This window comes from Pseudomonadota bacterium (assembly GCA_026388275.1).
Taxonomy (GTDB): Bacteria; Desulfobacterota; Syntrophorhabdia; order Syntrophorhabdales; family Syntrophorhabdaceae; genus JAPLKB01.
In genome coordinates this window covers 25,681-43,432 of record JAPLKB010000058.1, presented here as the reverse complement: position 1 = coordinate 43,432, position 17,752 = coordinate 25,681, and the positions used below count along the sequence as shown (strand labels likewise).

Genomic DNA, 17,752 nt, shown 5'->3' with positions numbered 1-17,752 from the left:
TGAATCCGGAATTCAGACCACATTATATTCCAGAACCTGTTTCAGGTAATGTTTCCTCAATTCCAGATTCTCTAAAATTACTGTATAATGTAAAGATTATCAAGGGATTTATAATTAATGTTTTGTTATCATCGCCTGTTTGAATTTCCCTTGAATATAAGGAATAAACCATGATTAACTATAAGATATGTTTCGCTTTAATATAATAATCCAAAATCAAGTGAGGCCGAAAAAATGAAAAAAGCTCTTTTTTTTACACTTTATATTTTTGTGGCCATGATGCTATGCCTGTTCATGTGTCTTCCTGCTGTAGCTTCTTCAGATAATGATTATGTAGAGTTAAGAGTTGAAAAGGGCGATAAGCTTATAAACATATGTAATAAATATCTTTCAAATCCCGCAAAGTGGCGTGAGGTTGCAAAGTTTAACCGCATGGAAAATCCGGATTTTATCCTCCCGGGTCAAAGAATAAAAATACCTGCAAGGCTTATCCAGGGCGTTCCCCTTGACGGAAGGACTACCTTTATTTACGGTGATGTAAAAATTCAAAAAAACGAAATATCTGAATGGGCTAAGCTAAGGATTGGAGATTCAGTCTCTCGTGGAAGTAGAATACAAACAGGCAAAGCAAGTTCTGCTGAAATAACCTTTGAGGATAAAAATTCAATTTTTATAAAATCCGATACAACGCTGGGTATCATTACATCCGAGAAAAAAGGTTCAAATTATACTGTAAATAATTTCTATCTGAAAACCGGCAGGGTTGTAACAAAAATAAAAGAAGCCACAGGCAGCGATTCACGTATAACAATCAACACACCTTCGGCTGCTGCCGCAGTCAGGGGAACAGAATTCAGGGTTTCTGTGGATCAGGCAGAATCAATGCGAACAGAAGTGCTCACCGGAATTGTCGGCGTCACAGCTATGAAAAAAACAATCAAATTGAAGGAAGGCGAAGGCACATATGTACAGAAAGGTTCCGCGCCCACCCAGCCTGCAAAACTTCTTCCTCCGCCTGAATTGCTCGACCACAGATCTATCTATAAAGATATGCCTCTTAAGTTTACCTTTAAGGAAATGCCCGGTCTTTTATCTATAAGAGGTTTGATTACAAAAGATAGGGAAGGCAGGAACATTATGGATGAAAAAATCATCAGGCAGAAGGAATCGCTTGAATTTATAAACCTTCTTGACGACACTTATTATCTCTTTTGCCAGGGGATTGATGAACTCGGCATAGAGGGCTTCCAGTCTCGGCCCTATGAAATAAAACTTAAAGCCAATCCGCTTCCTCCGCTTATTCATTTAAAAGGTGATGAAGCAGAATTTATCGGAAAATCAGCCGAATTTAAATGGCTTAAAGTGAAAGATGCAGCAAAATATCATGTGCAGGTTGCATCTGAGAGAAATTTTGCAGCCATAATGGAAGAAAAAACCGACCATAGTAGCGAAACATATAAAACAGGTGCCCTTGACTTCAATCAATATTATTTGAGAGTAAGTTCTATTGCTGATGACGGTTATGAAGCAGGCTGGTCCGAGATCGTTCCTTTCAGGCTTGTCCCCCCTCCGCCATCACCACAACTTGATAAACCGACTGTAAGTGAAAAAAATATTTTTCTAAAATGGAAGAACCTTGGCGAAAGCATAACTTATCATTTCCAGATTGCAAGAGATATGGAGTTTAAAGAAGTAATTCTTGATAAAAAGATTGAAAAGTCTGAAATTAGTTTCGAAAAGCCTGAAGACTCCGGTGAATACTATGTTCGCACAAGCAGCATAGACAGGAAAGGTCGCGAAGGCGACTTCTCATCGCCTCAGTCCTTTGAGATAAAAAGCAAAATTATTTACGGTTTAATGGCATTTTTCACTGCTGTGGGTATTACCCTGCTGTTAGTACCGTAAGGATTTTATGTCGGATAACTCAGGAAAAATACTTATTGTTGATGACGATAAGGATATACGTCTTTTATTGAATTTTATCCTTTCAAAGGCCGGTCATATTGTTATGCAGGCTGCAAACGGTGCTGAAGCTCTTGAATTGATAAATAAATACAGATTCAAACTGATTATCAGCGATTTCAAAATGCCGGTTATGGATGGTTATGAGCTTGTAAAAAGATTGAAAAAAGCTTCTGAGACATCTGACATACCGATACTGCTTCTCACCGGGAGTGAGCCGATGGGAATGGCATCTGAAGATCTTGAATATCGACCGGACGACTGGCTTTCTAAACCATTTAACTCAGGCGATATTATGCCAAAAGTTATAAAACTTTTATCTATTGGATAGGACAATGAAACCGACCGGCCAAAACGGGAAGGTCATTGTATTAGTTGTATTCATGGTCTTTGTCATCTTTATTGAATATATCGGCCTTTTCAATGGCATAAATAATTATTTTTATGATCTTTTTTTCAGACTTCGAGGGCCTGGAGAATTATCAAAAAAAACTGTAATCATTGCAATAGACAACAAAACTCTTGAAAAACTCGGCAGATGGCCCATAAAAAGGATCCATTATGCAACGCTTCTGAAATGGCTTAAGGAGGCGGATGCAGTTGCCTTTGATATTATTATGACTGAACCGTCAAAGGATGACGCAATACTTTCAGAAGCTATAAGACAATATGGAAAAGTTATACTACCTGTTCTCATCGAAACCGGAATTGCCACAAAATACCCTGTCATAACTTTTGCGCCTGAACGCATAGGACACATCCATCTTGAACAGGACATTGACGGGATTGTACGCGAGGCTTATCATACGCTCTTTTATAATAATACTTCTTTGCCATCTTTTTCCTCGGTCATATACGAAATTACTGCCGGCAAAGCATTTAAAAGGGAATATCATAAGCAATACCAAGGACAAAAAAACAATATTACTCAGCTTGACAGAATGAATATCAATTACTGCGGCGGCCCCGATACTTTTGACAGGATAAGTTTATCCGATGTGCTCGGAGGGATGTACCCTCCAACTTACTTCAAGGGCAGAATATGTCTTGTAGGCATCACTGCAACGGGCATCGGTGATATAATCATGACCCCCTTTTCACAGGAAAGGCGAGGGATGCCGGGTATTGAAGTCCATGCGAACATACTGAATACCCTTCTTCTCGGCAATGAAATCGGGATCATCCCTTATTTAGTCAGATGGTTCCTCGCGATCTTCCTGTCACTTTTTTCTTATTTCATTTTTCTTAAAGTGAATGAACTGCGAACAGCCATATCTGCCATCATCATAATTTTTTTTGTTGCGGTAATTGCCTACTTATTTTTTTCTATATTCAATATCTGGCTTGCCCCTTCAATATTTCTTTTTACCATTCTCTCCACTTTTATAATAAGTTATGCTTTTAAATTTAATGATGCCGTTATCAAGCTCGATGCGGCATACATGGTTGTCAGTTCTCACTTGAGGTGGTATAATGAAACTGAGAAGCAAAGGCAATTTAAAAAGGGTGTAAAGGGGTTACTTACACCTGGTGGGGTTTATTCCAAGGCACATGTTCTATCCGACATTACAAATCAGCTCATTTTTGAAAAAGAACTTACAGACAGAGCTATTTTCAGTGATATCCAGGCTATACTTCTTTTCGGACCGGACAGGATGAATGTTCTCGCGAACAACCTTGCCGTTGCATTATGTAAAGAGAATTCACTTGATATGTCATCCATTGATACATTGACAAAAGATATGGTGTCATACTTATTGGATAATCCTGATATTGAAAGCTATCTGGATCAATTATACTCCGGTAAAAAATACTTATCTTTTAATGTTTCTTTTCCGTTGCCGGAAAAAAAATATTTCAAAGTTGATATATCATCCCTTTCAATCAAAGAAAAAATATATCCTCTTTTTATATTTTCAGATATTACAAAAGTTAAAGAACTTGAAATATTGAGAGCACATGTTGTCTCGCTTGTGTCTCATGAGATAAAAACACCCATGACATCCATTCAGGGATTCGGCGAAATTCTTTTCAACAGCCTTGAGGGAGAAATGAAAGAGTTTGCAGGCATTGTCCATAAAGAGTCAGAGAGACTTATCCGATTCTTGAATACATTTCTTGATATCTCAAGAATTGAGGAAGGCCAGCAGCAAATCAGGATTACTTCCACAGACATTTCAGATGTTGTGAAAGAGGTAGCTCTTGAATTGAAATCAATTGCAGATGAAAAGAATATAGCAATAGAATCGGAAATGCCTGTAGTTACAAATCCGGTAATGATCGACAGGGATCTTACCAAACAATGCATTATAAACCTTGTGGAGAACGCAATTAAATACAGTCCTCCGGGTAAAAATGTTATATTAAGACTTATTGACGGGATTAAACAGATACAGGTTGATGTTATAGACCATGGTATTGGTATTCAGGAAAAAGATGTTGACAAAGTATTTGATAAATTTTACCGTGCATCATATGATGGCAATGAAAATATAAAAGGCTCCGGCCTTGGTCTTACTTTTGTAAAAGAGGCAATAGAAGCACAGGGCGGGGAGGTCTCATTGGAAAGCAGATACGGTAATGGATCAATTTTTTCGATCATATTTTCAAGAAAGGTGGGATCATGAAAAAAATAATGATAATAGATGATAATCCCCATTTTATCTCATATATGAAAAGATTGCTCAATGATACCGGGCATGAAGTTTTAACAGAGTCTACAGGCATGTCGGCAATCAATCAATTGGCAAATTATACCCCGGATATCATTTTCCTGGATTTTTTTCTTCCGGATATTAATGCCGATAAGCTTTGTCAAATTATTCGCAATATGGAAAATTTAAAAAATATATGCATAGTTGTAATGTCTGCCGCAGCAAAAGAATTACAGCTTGATGCTTCAAAAATAGGTGCAAACGCATTAATTGCAAAAGGAATTTTCAAAGAAACTGCTGAACATGTTTTCTCTGCAATAGCAGATTTGGAAAAACCTTTTAACAACGATGAAGTTCGTACCATTATCGGGATTGATTCTGTATATCCCCGACAGATAACTAAAGAACTTTTGGAAAAATATTGCCATATCGAAACAATATTAGACAGTATCGCACAAGGTATAGTCGAGATTTACCAGGGACAAATCGTTTATGCTAATCCTGCTGCAGCAACAAATTTAGGCAAGCCACTATATCAACTTTTGACTGTAAATCTATCATCTTTGTTTGTTGAAACTGAAAAATCAAAGGTTGAATCTATAATAAAATCCAAAAACTATGAAAGCACAACTATTAACTGGAAAGGACCGCTGCACCTTGAAAATAAAATATTATCTATAAAAAAACTTCCACTTAAAAACGATGACGACACAACCATTCTTTTAATATCTGACATAACCGAAAGTACACGCGCCGAAGAAGCAATACAAAGCTACCAAAACCATCTTGAATCTTTGGTAGAAGAACGTACTTCCGATTTAAAAAAAGCCCATGAAAGACTTCAGCACATACAAAAAATGGAGGCCATTGGAATCATTGCAGGAGGAGTGGCACATGACCTGAACAATATTTTAACCGCTATAGTAGGTTACCCTGATCTTTTGTTACTTGAACTTCCAGCAGATAGTTCTTACAGGAGAATTTTACTCACTATTAAGGAATCGGGGAAAAAAGCGGCTGATGTGGTACAGGATTTATTAACTATGGCAAGAAGAGGTGTTAACACTAATGAAGTGGTTGATTTGAATAGTATAATTTTTGATTTTCTAAACAGTCCTGAATGTGAAAAACTGAAATCATTTCACTCGACAACTTATCTGGAAACAATCCTCGAAAACAATCTTCTCAATATCTCAGGCTCACCAACGCATCTGTCAAAAACAATCATGAATCTGATATTCAATGCTGCAGAAGCTATGCCCGATGGTGGAAAAATTATTGTATCCACAGAAAACAGATATGTAGATAAAGGGATAAGGGTAAGTTGCGGTAATAAGGAAATTGAAGAAGGTGATTATGTAATTCTTACAGTTTCTGATACCGGAGTAGGCATATCCGCTGAGGATATAGACAAAATATTTGACCCCTTTTATACAAATAAGATTATGGGTAGAAGCGGAACGGGTTTGGGTATGACGGTTGTATGGGGAACAATGGAAGATCATAAGGGCTACATTAACGTAGCAAGTTCTTCAGGTAAAGGAACTACCTTCTCTCTTTATTTCCCTGCAACCAGACAGGAATTAACCAAAAAAAGTAGTCGGATACCGATTGGAGAGTATAAAGGAAAGGGCGAGTCAATATTGGTTGTAGATGATGTGGAAAAACAAAGACAAATGGTATCAATGATTCTGACAATGTTAGGATATTCCGTATCGACAACATCCTGTGGAGAAGAAGCAGTCGAGTACATCAGGAAAAATCAGGCTGATTTAATTATTCTTGACATGGTTATGGCTCCCGGTATTGATGGCCTTGAAACATTTAAACGCATACATGAATTTCATCCGGATCAAAAAGCTATTATAGCGAGCGGTTATTCTGAAGGAGAACTGATTTCAAAATGTTTAGAACTGGGTGTCGGTCAATATATAAAAAAACCGTATACCATAGAAAATATAGGCATAGCCGTAAGACAAGAACTCGACAAAAACTAAACAATCATCGGAAAACGTCTTTTACTTCCCATTGTCTATGCATAATTAGCTGAATAAATCAGATATTATACCAATTCGGATTCATAAATAGAACGAGGCGACGACGACGAGCCAACGCAGGTATTAGCTCACACAGTGAGCGAGAAGGGGAGGCCGGGGTACCCGCTTGCGGGTCGTGGCTTAATGCCGGTGGAGGGGGCGACGTGAGCCCCAGAAATAGAGGAGCGTAAGGAGGAGTCAACAAAGTTATATGATTGAAGGTGAATTGGAATCAGCAGTTGTTATTGATGCCATCCGCAATATTTAATCCCATCGAAAATATATTGACACAAATCTACCAAACTTAATTGTTTTTCATTGAATCATTTTTACAAAAATAAATAGGATTTTTATTATTTTGTTGATACAGCTTACCTTATATGCTATTAATATTGGGATAATTGTTATCTATTTGTTATTTTTTTACTTATTTATCAATTATTTTATATTATTATTAATCATAAATAGCACAACTGATTGATTGCATTTATGCAAATGCATAAAATAATCAAAATAAATAAAGGAGGAAATAATGGTTATTAAGACAATTGGCGTTTTAGGTGCAGGAACAATGGGAAACGGGATTGCACAGATAGCTGCTCAGGCAGGCTATGATGTTGTATTGTGCGATATCGAAGACAAGTTTGTACAGAACGGCCTGAAGAACATTGACAAATTCCTTTCTAAGAGCGTGGAAAAGGGCAAGATAACTGCCGATGTTAAGGCCACGATTATGGGGAAAATCAAGGGAACGACAAATATAGCGGACATGAAAGATGCCGATTTTGTTGTTGAAGCTGTTCTTGAAGAAATGGACCTAAAGAAAAAGGTATTCAAACAGTTAGATGAGATTACAAAGAAAGAGGCTATTATTACCAGCAATACATCATCAATGTCGATTACCGAAATCGCAAAAGCAACATCGAGACCGGATAAGGTTGCAGGTATGCATTTTTTTAATCCGGTTCCACTTATGCGGCTGGTTGAAGTTATCAGAAGCTACTATGCAAGCGATGAGACCATTGCAACCTGTATGGACCTTTCCAGAAAACTCGGTAAAGAACCTATAGAAGTAAAAAAAGACGTACCCGGTTTTGTAGTCAACAGGCTCATGGTGCCACATCTGGTTGAGGGCATTTGTCTGCTCCAGGAAGGCGTAGCATCAAAAGAAGATATTGACAAGGCTGCAAAGCTTGGACTAAACTACCCAATGGGACCGTTGGAACTCATCGATCTCACAGGCGTTGATATCCTTTTGAACGTTGTTAACTATTTCTTCCAGGAACACAACAAGGAACTTAAGTGGGTAGCGCCTCGTCTTTTGAAGGATATGGTTAAGGCTGGCCGTCTCGGCATGAAATCAGGGGCAGGCTGGTATGACTATCCAAAAAAATAATTAAGGGGGTAAATATGGCTTACGAAACCTTATTAATTGAGAAAGAAGAAGGAGTTGCAATAGTCAAACTGAACAGACCGCCTGTCAACTCATTGAATGCTCAGGCATATACTGATGTTTACAATGCCTTCTGCGATCTTGAAAATGATGAATCAGTAAATGTTATTCTACTTACAGGGGAAGGCGCAAAGGCCTTTGCAGCAGGTCTCGACGTTAAAGAAGTAGCAGGTAAATCTATACCGGATTATTTCGCCTTTGGACGGATCTCCAGAATGTGCCTTGATAAGGTTGCTGGTATTCAGAAACCTACAATTGCGGTACTTTTTGGTTTTGTTTTTGGAGGTGGATGTGAACTTGCTCTTGCCTGTGATCTAAGAATTGCAGCAAGCGACGCAAACATAGGCTGCCCTGAAGTAAATCTTGGTATTATACCTGGTTCGGGCGGCACACAGAGGCTGCCCAGGCTTATAGGGGTTGCAAAGGCAAAGGAACTTCTTTTTATGGGCGATACAGTTAGCGGTGATGAAGCATATCGCATAGGACTGGTAAATAAAGTCGTTCCAAAAGATAAGCTCCTGGATGAAGCAAAAGCAATGGCAAAGAAGCTCGCTGCAAAGCCTAAAGTGGCTCTAAGTCTTCTAAAGAACGCCATTGACAACGGTATAAACATGGATCTTCAGTCGGCGATCACATACGAGAATAACTGCTTTGTCATTACCTACGTCTCAGAAGACGGCAGAGAAGGCTTTGCGGCGTTTAATGAAAAAAGGAAACCGACCTTTAAAGGCAAATAAATTTTGCATATCTTACATGCCCTAGTGGCTTGAATTATATAACTCAGGAGGCAATTTATTATGAACAGTTTTACAAAAGCATATATACCCTACGGGGGTTACTATTCTTCTCCTTTCTGCCGCTGGCAGGGAAGCATGCAGCATGACAACTCCATTACACTTGGCGCTGAGACAGCCAGGAGATGGTTCCTGGAAAAAAGAAAAATGGATCCAACTGTAATTGACTATCTGTACTACGGCACTACCATTGCCCAGCATCACTGGTTTTTCAGTCATCAATGGTCAGCAGCAATATTGACAGACGACAAGAAATTAGTACCCGGCCTGTTTATTCATCAGGCATGTTCAACCTCTACAACCATTCTTGCTCTTGCAGCCAAAGATATGGAACTTGGTGCATATGATGTAGCTTTTGGCCTTATGACTGATCGTTGCTCAAACGGACCACACACTGTCTGGGGAAACCCACTTGGACCAGGCGGCGAACCCTATCGTGAAGACTGGAATATGGATAATTTCGGCGGTAATCCACGCGTGCCTGTTGCTATGGTAGAAACAGGAGAAAACGTTGCCAAGGAAATAGGCGCTACAAAAGAAGAGTGCGATGCAGTAGTTTTGAAACGCTATCAACAGTATCAGGATGCTCTTGCCAATGACAGGGCATTTCAGAAGCGTTATATGTTTGCTCCGTTATGCGTTGTTGACAAAAAAAATAAAAAACTCGTGGAAGTGGATGAGGGATGGACTCCAACCACTGCAGAAGGACTTGCAAAACTGAAACCGGTACGTCCGGGTGCAGTACATAGCTTCGGCGCACAGACATTCCCTGCCGACGGCAACTGCGGTATTATCGTTACTACAAAAGACAAGGCTAAAGAGTTTAGTACAGATCCCGGTGTAGAAATACAGATCGTTTCCTATGGTTTTGCAAGAACAAAACCGGCGTTTATGCCTGCAGCCCCTGTGCCTGCATCCGAAATGGCACTTGCCAATGCAGGTTTGAAAATTGGCGATATAAAATCGTTTAAATCACACAACCCCTTTGCAATCAATGATGTTAACTTTGCTAAAAAATTTGGCGTAGATGTTATGAAGATGAATAACTATGGATCATCCCTTATTTACGGACATCCACAGGGACCTACAGCAGGCAGGGGCATTATTGAAATGATAGAAGAATTGACCATTCTCGGTGGAGGATATGGTCTGTTCACCGGTTGCGCAGCAGGCGACACTGCTGCTACTTTAATTGTAAAGGTAGGCTGATAAGGCAATTTCCGGGAGATGGATTTATATGTCCATTTCACATAACATGGCTGTTCTTTCCTACGAGGAACAGCCTTTTTCATCAATATGAAGGAATTTAGTTGTTTTAAGAATGAAAAGATTTTAAAATTTAATAAAATTATGTATACAGAAATCCCTTGCAGTTCAAATCAATTAACCAGGAGGTAATTACATGAACACTTTTACAAAAGCTTATATACCTTACAACGGCTACTACTCAACACCGTTTTGCCGCTGGCAGGGAAGTATGCAGAATGAGAACGCCATTGAATTAGGCGCCAAAACAGCAAGAAGGTGGTTTTTGGAGAAAAAGAAGATAGATCCGGGCATCATTGACTATCTGTATTTTGGCATCACCATTCACCAGCATCACCTGTTTTACAGCCACAACTGGGCAGCAGGCATGTTGACAGACAACAAAAAGAATGTACCCGGCCTCATGATCAATCAGGCGTGCACCACATCCACCACTATCCTTAACCTTGCTGCTCTTGCTATAGAACAGGGCTCTATGAACGTAGCCTTTGGCCTTATGACCGACCGCACTTCCAACGGGGCTCACACCATTTGGCCGAACCCGATGGGTCCAGGTGGAGAAGTAATCGCTGAGAACTGGCTGATGGACAACTTCAACGCTGACCCAAATGTTATGCCACCTACAAAGATGGTAGGGACTGCTGAGAATGTAGCCAAGTTAGGTGGATTTACCAAAGAAGAGTCTGATGCAGTAGTCCTACGCCGCTACGAGCAGTATCAGGACTCACTTAAGAACGACAGAGAATTCCAGAAAAAATATATGTTCCCTGCAGAGGTAAAGCTTTCCAAGAAGAAAACCATGCTTGTAGAAACAGACGAAGGCGTAACCTCTACCACAGCAGAAGGTCTGGCAAAGCTTGGACCGGCTGAGAAGGGTGGAATCCACAGCTTCGGCGCACAGACATTCCCTGCTGACGGCAACTGCGGATTCATCGTGACCACTCGTGACAAAGCAAAAGAGTTGAGTGCTGATCCAAAGATAGAAATACAAATTGTCTCCTACGGTTACACCCGCGTCGATCCTGGTTTCATGGCTGCAGCTCCCGTACCGGCTGCTCAGATGGCTCTCGCCAATGCAGGCCTCAAGATCTCTGATATGAAGGCCATTAAGAGCCACAACCCTTTTACAGCCAACGATCTCAATTTCGCAAAGAAGATGGGCAACGATATTATGAAGATGAACAACTACGGATGCTCTTTGATCTATGGTCACCCCCAGGCTCCGACAGCAGGCAGAATTATTGCCGAGATGCTCGAGGAAATGGTTATCCTCGGTGGCGGCTATTGTCTCTGGACAGGCTGCGCAGCAGGCGACACCGGCGCTGCTATGATCTTTAAGGTAGGCTAAACCAGAAATACAAGAGCATAAGCCGGAACTGCTTTCAGGTTCATGCTCACATTGCTTCGGCCGTTCCTCGCAAAGAGGAACGGCCTTTTTTTATTCAATGAAAAATATAGTTTAAATTATTGTATGTCCCGCCTACGTGGGATATCGCTTTGTTTTATCTGCTTATATTGAGCCTGTCCCCGTAAAAACAGGAAAATTACAAAATAATACATCAGGCAATGCTTTTGTAAATATTTTCCAACAATAATTGAGGGATAATCTAAGAATATATATTCGATAGTTAAATACTTGATAATATCCATATATTGATTATTAGTTACATATTTTCTTTATTATAGATAATAATACCTTTTTGTGATACATTAAAAAAATATTGTAGTAGAAAAACTTTATATTATGACTTTCAGCATTAGGGTATTGTCAAAAGTTTTATGAAATGTAGTAGCAAAATATGAAAACAGGAATTTAGAGGATCATTCGGAAGAAATACAGAATGTTAGATTATTAGAAAGGAGAAGAGAGATGAAAAAATGGTTCTATGCTTTGACAGGTTTATTTATTGCAATCTTTTTTACACATTCCGCGTATGGATCAAGCAGTGAAATGGAGGTTTTGCTGAAGATACTCGAGAAAAAAGGGATCATCACGTCTTCAGAAGCTCAAAGTATTGCAAAAGAAACCAAGGAGATTGCTGCCAAAGAGGCAGCAAAGGCAAAAGAGGAAGCAGCGACAAAACAAACATTGGCAAAGAATGATGAAGCAAAAAAGGAATGGGAAACACCGGATTGGCTAAAGAATACAAAATTCAAGGGAGACCTCAGGCTGCGCGGTGAAGTTAGTGACAGGCTGGAGAACAACACAAAGGGCACGCGTGAAAGACTCCGGTATAGACTGAGAGTGGGCGCTGAAACAGCAATAACCGACCAGGTTACGGTAGGCTTTGGGCTCGGCAGTGGAGAATATGCCAGTACCTTAGCCGGTGCAAACGGCAATGCGCGCTCCGGAAACCAGACATTGAGCGACTCCTTTACCAGGAAACCGGTCTGGATAGACACTGCATACGTTACGTACAAGCCGGCAAAGTGGTTCTCCATCATGGGCGGTAAATTCAATAACCCTGTATGGCAGCCCTCAGACTTTTTTCTATGCAGCGAAGTAAACCCTGAAGGTGCTGCAATCAAACTGAGCGGTACCGTATCTCCCTATGTCGATCTCTTTTTTGACGGAGCATTCTATCTCCTTTCAGAGAGAACAACCGATCCTGATGCCATCATGTATGTGGCCCAGCCAGGTATCAAGCTTAATTTCACCAAGGATACATCCCTGAGGCTCACCGCCGGATACTATGGTTTCGACAATGTCGCAAGATTTACTCCCTTTACGGGGACAACAGCTACCAACACGCTCAATAGTAAAGGGAATTATCTCTACGAGTACAATGCATACACCTTCGGCACCGAGTTGGGCTTCAAGAACCCCTTCGGTTCAAAGATGATACCTTATTTCGCCATTCTGGGCGGATATATTACCAACTCTGATCCCAGACGTGACAACAAGGCGTATCTTGCCGGGTTCAACATAGGATATCCGAGCATTGTAAACTTTGCCGACTGGAACCTCGAATACACATTCCGCAGGTATGAAAGAGACTCCGTGCTCGATATATTCCCTGACACAAGCTTTTACGGCGGCGCCACGAATGCGATGGGTCACAGGATTAAGGCTGCCTTCGGCTTGACAAAAAATATAAGTCTCGGGCTGAATTACTACAATACCTGGACAGTTCGACCGGTTCCAGCAGCCGCTAATAGAAACGGCAACCAGTCTGTGGAAAACTTGGGACAGTTGGATTTCCTCTTCAAGTTCTAACAATACTTTGAATATATTCGGTTAAAAAGGGGGGGCTGAATGCCTCCCTTTTTTTTGATGTTTTAACCTATAAACGGAATTAAATCTTCTGCGGAAATTCCCTGTTCAAATAAGCATGGTATTAAGTCTATAACTTTACTCTTTGAAGATAGTGGTTCCCACATGTTCCCCATTAAGAGCACGTGTTATATTTCCTTTTTCCAGACCGTTAATGATCTGGATTTCATTAAGCACTTCACTGTTCTGAAGGATCTCAAGGCATGGACGTTCAATAATAAGATCTTCCAGATCCTTCTCAATCAATGATTTTGCACCTATTTCAGGTATAAATTCAGCTTGGGGATTTTTCTTAGGATCATCCGTGTAGAGGCCCTTTTCATCTTTAATAAAGATACATTTGCGTGCACCGATCAAATTTGCCATAAGTATTGTTCCGACATCCGTACGATGAACAGGTATACGTCCCTTTGCCGGAGGCAATGCAAAATAATCATATGGCGGCATGCCGTGCATAACCGGAATACACCCCTGTGCAAAATAATTAACAAGTTTGACAATCTCATCGTGGCCGATCTTTATACCACCATGTTGAGCAAGGAGCATTGAAACAAGCAATGCATTCTGCTCTGATATGGAACTTCCGAATTTCGCAAGTATGCCTGTGGGCATGCCGAGTTCAAGACCGATCGTGTAAATATGTCTGCTTCTTGTTCCACCGCCTGTTGTTAAAAGCATCTTATGGTTCTTGCTGTTTTCTATAATTTCCTGAATAATCGGCGGAAGCGCCTTTGCACCTCTGTCACAAATAGATTGACCGCCAATTTTTATGATATTTACATCAGGAAAAAGTCTTTCCTGTGGAGCTATTTCTAAACCTTCGACAAAGGTTTTACCTACAAGGCTTTCACCCATAAGCTTGCTTTTGATATGCAGACGACGTCCATCCCTCTCTCTTATAAGGGTCATATATACCTCTTCCAGCGATTTATTTACTTATATACTTCTTGTGATAAATCTCATCTTATGTCAGGACTCAACCTCCACATTTTCAGAATTTTCTTTATATTTTTTGTCGCCATGCGAAAGCAGCACAAGCTCTGCGCCAACTGCCCGGGCAATCTGTTCAAGTTCGCTTTTCCTCAGATGTTTACCGTAAATCTTCAAGCTCACATCTGCCACAGCAACCAGTTTGAATCTCGGCTGTTTTTTACCTTCTTCAACTTTTTCCCTTTCTCTGTAAAATATTTTCCCAGCCATTATACTATACCTCCTTTTTTTTAAAACTCTGTCAGTATCTCAATAACACCTAATTAAAGAGGCACTGAACAGTTTCTATATTTTTTAGTTTAAGCATACATTTTACTACTTGTCAAGTCGGCCAATTTCTATTATCATAATAATTATGCATATTTATCTGTTGTTAATCATGTTAACATTTTTTGCGCTATTTGAATTAACCGTATCCTAAAATAATATTTATTTCGAAAAATATCCTGAATTATACCTTTTGTGTATTATTAGATTCTTTTGCTGCTATTACATGAACAGATGTTGCTTTAAAGGACGCGGTTATTTCTTTTCCTTCCTCTAAGGCAAGTTTCCTGTTTGAACTGTTCGTAATATACGCCACCAGAGGGAAACCGCAATCAAGATGTATTTTCTGATAGGGCCCGAGTGGGGTTACTTTTAATACGGTTCCCGAAAATATATTTCTTAAACTTGTCGATCCTTTTACGGAATTATGTGAGACAACAACCTGTTCCGGTCTTATGCAAAGAATTACATGTTCTCCGATATTCATATCTCCAACAGCTTCAATAATTTGCCCTTCAACTGAGACTGTAAGGACACCGTCTTCTTTTCCTGCAACTGTTCCGTCAAGCGTTGTCTCAACACCCACAAAGGAAGCAACAAACTCACTGGCCGGATGATTCATTATTTCAGCTGGAGAGCCTATCTGCAGAATTTGTCCATCCTTCATTACTGCAATGCGATGAGAAAGCCTTAATGCTTCCATCCGGTCATGAGTAACAAGTATGCTTGTAATCCCGGATTTTTTTAATATTTTTTCCACATCCTCCACCAGAGCTTCACGTGTGGGAGGGTCAAGAGCTGAAAAAGGCTCATCAAGAAGCAATATCTCCGGCATTGTGGCAAATGCTCTTGCAAGGCTTGTCCTCTGCGCTTCTCCGCCTGAAAGCGTTCTGGCCGAACGGTCACTAAGATGTTCAATACCAAAGCGGCGTAAATTATCCATAACTATGTTTTTGATTTCTGATCTTTTAACCCCCCTGAATTTCAGACCTGATGCAACATTGTTAAAAACTGTTGTATCAAAAAGCAGAGGCTCCTGAAAAACCATGGCAAGCTTGCGCCTGTATCCGTTCAAAGGATATTTTTCCCCTACTCTGTCACCTCTGAAATATATTTCACCTTCAAAAGGTTTTAATAAATAGCAAAGGGTTTGCAGGAGAGTTGTTTTTCCTGCACCGTTAGGACCGATAAGCGATACAGTCTCGCCTTCTCTTATAGCAAAAAAAGGTATGTCGACAAGAATAGTATTTCCTCTTTCGACCTTAATTTTAAGTGCTTTAAGTATATATATATTTTTATTTTCATCCATCGTAACGGCCTTCATCAATAATTATGAATTCTAACATTCCAAATTCTTAATTATTGTTATCACTTTGGTCTTTCTCTCTGCTGCACATACGTCAAAATAATATTTATAAAATACGCCAGGGCAAGCAATATTATACTCAAAGCGATAGCGATATCGAAATTGCCCTTGCTTGTTTCCATTACAGTAGCTGTTGTAAGGACACGTGTATAACCTTTTATGTTTCCACCGACCATTATTGAAGCACCTACTTCTGAAATTACTCCGCCAAAACCTGCCATAACTGCTGCCAGTAAAGAAAGCTTTGCTTCTTTAATAAGCATCCAGACCATCTGAAGCCTGTTAGCGCCAAGGGCAAGTATCTGAAGCCTCATTTTTTTTGGAAGCTGCTGCATAGCTGCAACAGTAATACCCATCACTATCGGGGTAGCTATGACAGACTGTGCAATAATAATAGCTGATGGAGTATAAAGAAGTCCTAAAAAACCTAATGGGCCGCTTCGCCATAAAAAAATTGAAACAAAAAGTCCAACTACAACAGGCGGTAATCCCATGGCAGTATTGATAAGACTCACAACTATTTTTTTTCCCGGGAATCGTGTAAGGGCAACAAGTGTGCCGATTGATATACCGATAAGCAGACTGATTATAGTTGCTATACCGGAAACCTTTAGAGACAGGAAGGTAATCTCCAGCACTTCGCGGTCCATGGTAAAGAGCAATAGAATTGCCTTCTTAATTCCTTCAAAAATCAAGTCCATCTTGACCCCTGTTACAAAAAAAATCTTGCTTTACCCTGCAAAGCAAATCAAGGTAAAGCAAGTTTAACTGTAAATAAAATATTATTCTATATGCTTTTTTATTTTATTAGTATTTTGTAATCCTTAAGATCTTTGTACTTACTTCCCAAGATCCTCTACCTTTTTGCCTGCATCAGGGAAGAAAAGCGGAGAACCGAACTTGTCCACGCCAAATGTCTTAACAATGTCCTGCACTTCCTTTGATACCATAAAATCTGCGAATGCTCTGGCTCCGGGAGCATTTACTTTGGGCCATTTTGAAGGATTTACTTCGATTACATGGTAAATATTAAGAAGTACGGAGTCACCCTCGGCAAGTATGTCAAGGCTGAGTCTTTTCTTTAATGCCATGTAAGTGCCGCGGTCAGCCAGTGTATATGCCGCTTTCTCTGACGCAACATTCAATGTCTGTCCCATACCAAGACCCGTCTGCTGATACCACTTTTCACCTTCATATTTCACACCGGCTTTTTTCCAGATATCCTTTTCTTTTGAATGTGTTCCGGAATTATCGCCCCTTGACATAAAAACATTTCCAGTCGAAGCTATTTTTTTGAAGACATCTATGGTAGATTTCATGCCTTTGATTTTCGCAGGGTCTGAGGCCGGTCCCACAACAACATAGTCATTGTGCATAACAAGTCTTCTGTTGATACCATAGCCCTCTTTCACGAACACCTGTTCGGCAGCCGGGGAATGAACAAGCAGTACATCTGCTTCTCCTTTCTGGCCCATTGCCATTGCCTGTCCTGATCCGACAGCAATAGTTTTCACAAAATAGCCCGTCTTCTTTTCAAAAACAGGCAAAAGTACATCGAGAAGACCTGAATCCTGGGTGCTTGTCGTAGTAGCCATAATTATGTTCTTATCTATAGCCTGAACAGGTGAAATGCCGGACAATAAAAATATTGCCAATAAGATTATTGATAAACTTACCAATTTTTTCATAA

General features: G+C 40.1%; 14 protein-coding genes. 9 read left to right on the top strand and 5 right to left on the bottom strand.

Going from position 1 to position 17,752, the window contains the following annotated elements; translation table 11 throughout:
* Window positions 1-234: 234 nt before the first annotated feature.
* The 9 genes from NT010_13305 to NT010_13265 all read left to right on the top strand — a co-directional run bounded on the left by NT010_13305 (window position 235) and on the right by NT010_13265 (window position 13,382).
* The gene (locus tag NT010_13305) at window positions 235-1,905 is read left to right on the top strand and encodes a FecR domain-containing protein (GenBank protein ID MCX5807014.1); all 1,671 of its coding nucleotides are present in this window, start codon (window positions 235-237) and stop codon (window positions 1,903-1,905) included.
* Window positions 1,906-1,912: 7 nt separating this feature from the next.
* Window positions 1,913-2,293, top strand: a complete 381-nt coding sequence (locus NT010_13300; protein MCX5807013.1) for a response regulator — start codon at window positions 1,913-1,915, stop codon at window positions 2,291-2,293.
* A 4-nt stretch (window positions 2,294-2,297) separates the two neighbouring features.
* Window positions 2,298-4,589, top strand: a complete 2,292-nt coding sequence (locus tag NT010_13295; protein ID MCX5807012.1) for a CHASE2 domain-containing protein — start codon at window positions 2,298-2,300, stop codon at window positions 4,587-4,589.
* Window positions 4,586-6,613 (top strand): response regulator, encoded by a 2,028-nt coding sequence (locus tag NT010_13290; protein ID MCX5807011.1) that lies wholly within the window; start codon window positions 4,586-4,588, stop codon window positions 6,611-6,613. The genes NT010_13295 and NT010_13290 overlap by 4 nt, the downstream gene beginning before the upstream one ends.
* Window positions 6,614-7,184: 571 nt before the next feature.
* On the top strand, window positions 7,185-8,048 hold the full coding sequence (locus tag NT010_13285; protein MCX5807010.1) for a 3-hydroxyacyl-CoA dehydrogenase NAD-binding domain-containing protein: 864 nt from the start codon (window positions 7,185-7,187) through the stop codon (window positions 8,046-8,048).
* Window positions 8,049-8,062: 14 nt separating this feature from the next.
* Complete coding sequence (locus NT010_13280) at window positions 8,063-8,842, top strand: enoyl-CoA hydratase-related protein (GenBank protein ID MCX5807009.1); 780 nt, start codon at window positions 8,063-8,065, stop codon at window positions 8,840-8,842.
* Window positions 8,843-8,902: 60 nt separating this feature from the next.
* Window positions 8,903-10,108, top strand: a complete 1,206-nt coding sequence (locus NT010_13275) for a thiolase family protein (protein ID MCX5807008.1) — start codon at window positions 8,903-8,905, stop codon at window positions 10,106-10,108.
* 193 nt (window positions 10,109-10,301) lie between these two features.
* Complete coding sequence (locus NT010_13270) at window positions 10,302-11,513, top strand: thiolase family protein (GenBank protein ID MCX5807007.1); 1,212 nt, start codon at window positions 10,302-10,304, stop codon at window positions 11,511-11,513.
* A 522-nt stretch (window positions 11,514-12,035) separates the two neighbouring features.
* Window positions 12,036-13,382: a putative porin gene (locus NT010_13265; GenBank protein ID MCX5807006.1), complete on the top strand. Its 1,347-nt coding sequence runs from the start codon at window positions 12,036-12,038 to the stop codon at window positions 13,380-13,382.
* A gap of 135 nt (window positions 13,383-13,517) precedes the next feature.
* Here NT010_13265 and NT010_13260 read toward each other — a convergent pair whose 3' ends face one another.
* The 5 genes from NT010_13260 to NT010_13240 all read right to left on the bottom strand — a co-directional run bounded on the left by NT010_13260 (window position 13,518) and on the right by NT010_13240 (window position 17,750).
* A complete protein-coding gene (locus tag NT010_13260) occupies window positions 13,518-14,348 on the bottom strand; it encodes a uridine kinase (protein ID MCX5807005.1) in 831 nt (276 codons plus the stop codon).
* A 60-nt stretch (window positions 14,349-14,408) separates the two neighbouring features.
* On the bottom strand, window positions 14,409-14,639 hold the full coding sequence (locus NT010_13255; protein MCX5807004.1) for a hypothetical protein: 231 nt from the start codon (window positions 14,637-14,639) through the stop codon (window positions 14,409-14,411).
* A gap of 241 nt (window positions 14,640-14,880) precedes the next feature.
* Window positions 14,881-16,005 (bottom strand): ABC transporter ATP-binding protein, encoded by a 1,125-nt coding sequence (locus NT010_13250; GenBank protein ID MCX5807003.1) that lies wholly within the window; start codon window positions 16,003-16,005, stop codon window positions 14,881-14,883.
* A 59-nt stretch (window positions 16,006-16,064) separates the two neighbouring features.
* Window positions 16,065-16,763, bottom strand: coding sequence for an ABC transporter permease (locus tag NT010_13245; GenBank protein MCX5807002.1), 699 nt, complete (start codon window positions 16,761-16,763; stop codon window positions 16,065-16,067).
* Window positions 16,764-16,901: 138 nt separating this feature from the next.
* Window positions 16,902-17,750: a substrate-binding domain-containing protein gene (locus tag NT010_13240; GenBank protein MCX5807001.1), complete on the bottom strand. Its 849-nt coding sequence runs from the start codon at window positions 17,748-17,750 to the stop codon at window positions 16,902-16,904.
* Window positions 17,751-17,752: the final 2 nt, after the last annotated feature.

Bases quoted from the DNA above. Each gene is read 5' to 3' on its own strand.
- NT010_13285 (MCX5807010.1), top strand. From the start codon at position 7,185: ATGGTTATTAAGACAATTGGCGTTTTAGGTGCAGGAACAATGGGAAAC.
- NT010_13270 (MCX5807007.1), top strand. From the start codon at position 10,302: ATGAACACTTTTACAAAAGCTTATATACCTTACAACGGCTACTACTCA.
- NT010_13255 (MCX5807004.1), bottom strand. From the start codon at position 14,639: ATGGCTGGGAAAATATTTTACAGAGAAAGGGAAAAAGTTGAAGAAGGT.
- NT010_13250 (MCX5807003.1), bottom strand. From the start codon at position 16,005: ATGGATGAAAATAAAAATATATATATACTTAAAGCACTTAAAATTAAG.
- NT010_13245 (MCX5807002.1), bottom strand. From the start codon at position 16,763: ATGGACTTGATTTTTGAAGGAATTAAGAAGGCAATTCTATTGCTCTTT.
- NT010_13290 (MCX5807011.1), top strand. From the start codon at position 4,586: ATGAAAAAAATAATGATAATAGATGATAATCCCCATTTTATCTCATAT.
- NT010_13280 (MCX5807009.1), top strand. From the start codon at position 8,063: ATGGCTTACGAAACCTTATTAATTGAGAAAGAAGAAGGAGTTGCAATA.
- NT010_13305 (MCX5807014.1), top strand. From the start codon at position 235: ATGAAAAAAGCTCTTTTTTTTACACTTTATATTTTTGTGGCCATGATG.
- NT010_13265 (MCX5807006.1), top strand. From the start codon at position 12,036: ATGAAAAAATGGTTCTATGCTTTGACAGGTTTATTTATTGCAATCTTT.
- NT010_13295 (MCX5807012.1), top strand. From the start codon at position 2,298: ATGAAACCGACCGGCCAAAACGGGAAGGTCATTGTATTAGTTGTATTC.
- NT010_13240 (MCX5807001.1), bottom strand. From the start codon at position 17,750: ATGAAAAAATTGGTAAGTTTATCAATAATCTTATTGGCAATATTTTTA.
- NT010_13275 (MCX5807008.1), top strand. From the start codon at position 8,903: ATGAACAGTTTTACAAAAGCATATATACCCTACGGGGGTTACTATTCT.
- NT010_13300 (MCX5807013.1), top strand. From the start codon at position 1,913: ATGTCGGATAACTCAGGAAAAATACTTATTGTTGATGACGATAAGGAT.
- NT010_13260 (MCX5807005.1), bottom strand. From the start codon at position 14,348: ATGACCCTTATAAGAGAGAGGGATGGACGTCGTCTGCATATCAAAAGC.